This window comes from Amycolatopsis sp. NPDC114478 (assembly GCF_055633805.1).
Genome location: NZ_JBVKDO010000020.1, coordinates 1 through 1,760, shown reverse-complemented (window position 1 = coordinate 1,760; position 1,760 = coordinate 1). Strand labels below are relative to the sequence as shown.

The window sequence follows — 1,760 nt, the reverse complement described above, 5'->3', positions numbered from 1 at the left end:
ACCAGCCCCCAACAAAACCACACCCAAAAACAAAACAATGGCCGTGGGGGCGGGGCCACGCCCCTCTTCCCCCCTCCCCCCCCCCACCGCCGGCCGTAGTCACAATCGGGCATCGGGGTGTCGGAACCCCACCAGCCCACTCCGACCAGGCCCCAGCCGAACACTGGCTGGCGCACACCGCGGCCTAGGATCGCGAACGAACCCCACGAGCCTTGGAGGACCCCAGGTGATCACCGCGATCGTGTTGATCCAGGTAGAGGCGGACGCTATCCCGGACGCGGCGCAGGCGATCGCCGACATCGACGGCGTCGGCGAGGTCTACTCGTGCGCCGGGGACGTCGACCTCATCGCCACCGTCAAGGTGTCCGCGCACGAGGAGCTGGCCGACCTGATCCCGGGCCGGATCGGGAAGGTGCCGGGGGTGCTGGACACCGTCACGCACATCGCGTTCCGGTCGTACTCCCGTGCCGACACCGAGCAGGCCTTCGCGATCGGCGCCGAGGATTGAGCGAGCTGCCCGGAGAGCTGGCCGACGCCCTCGACGCGGCGCCGGACGCGAAAGCCGCGTTCGAGGCCCTGCCGCCGTCACACCGCCGCGAGTACGTCCAGTGGGTGGCGGAGGCCAAGAAGCCCGAGACGCGCGTCTCCCGCGCGGAGAAGGCCGTACAGCGGCTCCGCGGCAAAGCCTGAAACGACCGAAGGCCACCTCCCGCGGGAGGTGGCCTTCGTCGTGTGCGGAACTCAGTGCTCCGAGCGCTTGGCGGCCTCGATGCTCTCGAACTCGCCCGGCTCGCCCTGGGTGACCGAATGGCCGTTGCCGTGCCCGTTGCCGTGGGCCCGCTCCAGCGCGGCGGTCTCCTCGGCGGGGTCCGGCGACCAGAACGTGCCCGGGACGGCCGAACCGGCCGAGCCCAGCTTGTTCATCTTCTTCGGCACCGGCGCGCCCTGGTACTCGAGCGGGATCGCGTGGCCGTGGCTGTCGACGCCGGCCAGCGGCTGGTGGATCTCGATGAACTCACCGTGCGGCAGCCGCTTGATGATGCCCGTCTCGATGCCGTGCTCCAGCACCTCGCGGTCGGCCCGTTGCAGGCCCAGGCACAGCCGGTAGGTCAGGTAGTACGCCACCGGCGGCACGATCAGCACGCCGATGCGGCCCGCCCACGTCGTCGCGTTCAGCGAGATGTCGAACTGGTCGGCGATGATGTCGTTGAAGCCCGACAGCTCGATGACGGCGAAGAAGCCCAGCGCCATCGCGCCCAGCGCCGTGCGGACCGGTGCGTCACGCGGGCGCTGCAGCAGGTTGTGGTGCGCGGTGTCCTTGGACAGCTTCCGCTCGATGAACGGGTAGCCCAGGAACAGGCCGAACAGGATCGGCATGCCGATCGCGCCGGGGAAGAACACCGCCGGGATCGTGTAGTTCCCGAGGTAGACCTCCCAGGCCGGCCAGATCCGGAGCATGCCGTCGGCCCAGGCCATGTACCAGTCGGGCTGCGAGCCCGCCGACACCTGCGCCGGGTTGTACGGGCCGAAGTTCCACACCGGGTTGATCTGGAACAACCCCGACATCAATGCCAGCACCCCGATGACCAGGGTGAAGAACGCCCCGCCCTTGAGCGCGAAGTACGGCATGATCCGCACCCCGACCACGTTGGTCTCCTTGCGCCGCACCCCCGGGAACTGGGTGTGCTTCTGGTACCACACCAGCGCCAGGTGCACCCCGACCAGCGCCAGCATGATGCCCGGCAGCAGCAGGATGTGCA

At 69.2% G+C, this 1,760-nt stretch carries 3 protein-coding genes; 2 read left to right on the top strand and 1 reads right to left on the bottom strand.

The window, feature by feature from the left end; all coding sequences use genetic code 11:
- Positions 1-226 precede the first annotated feature (226 nt).
- Together ACZ7OH_RS39625 and ACZ7OH_RS39620 are read left to right on the top strand one after the other, a co-directional pair.
- A complete protein-coding gene (locus ACZ7OH_RS39625; protein WP_284750247.1) occupies positions 227-508 on the top strand; it encodes an Lrp/AsnC family transcriptional regulator in 282 nt (93 codons plus the stop codon).
- Complete coding sequence (locus ACZ7OH_RS39620; protein WP_400888803.1) at positions 505-690, top strand: YdeI/OmpD-associated family protein; 186 nt, start codon at positions 505-507, stop codon at positions 688-690. The genes ACZ7OH_RS39625 and ACZ7OH_RS39620 overlap by 4 nt, the downstream gene beginning before the upstream one ends.
- 51 nt (positions 691-741) lie before the next feature.
- Here ACZ7OH_RS39620 and ACZ7OH_RS39615 read toward each other — a convergent pair.
- The coding region (locus tag ACZ7OH_RS39615; protein ID WP_470285605.1) for a cytochrome b at positions 742-1,760 on the bottom strand (1,019 nt) is incomplete at its 5' end.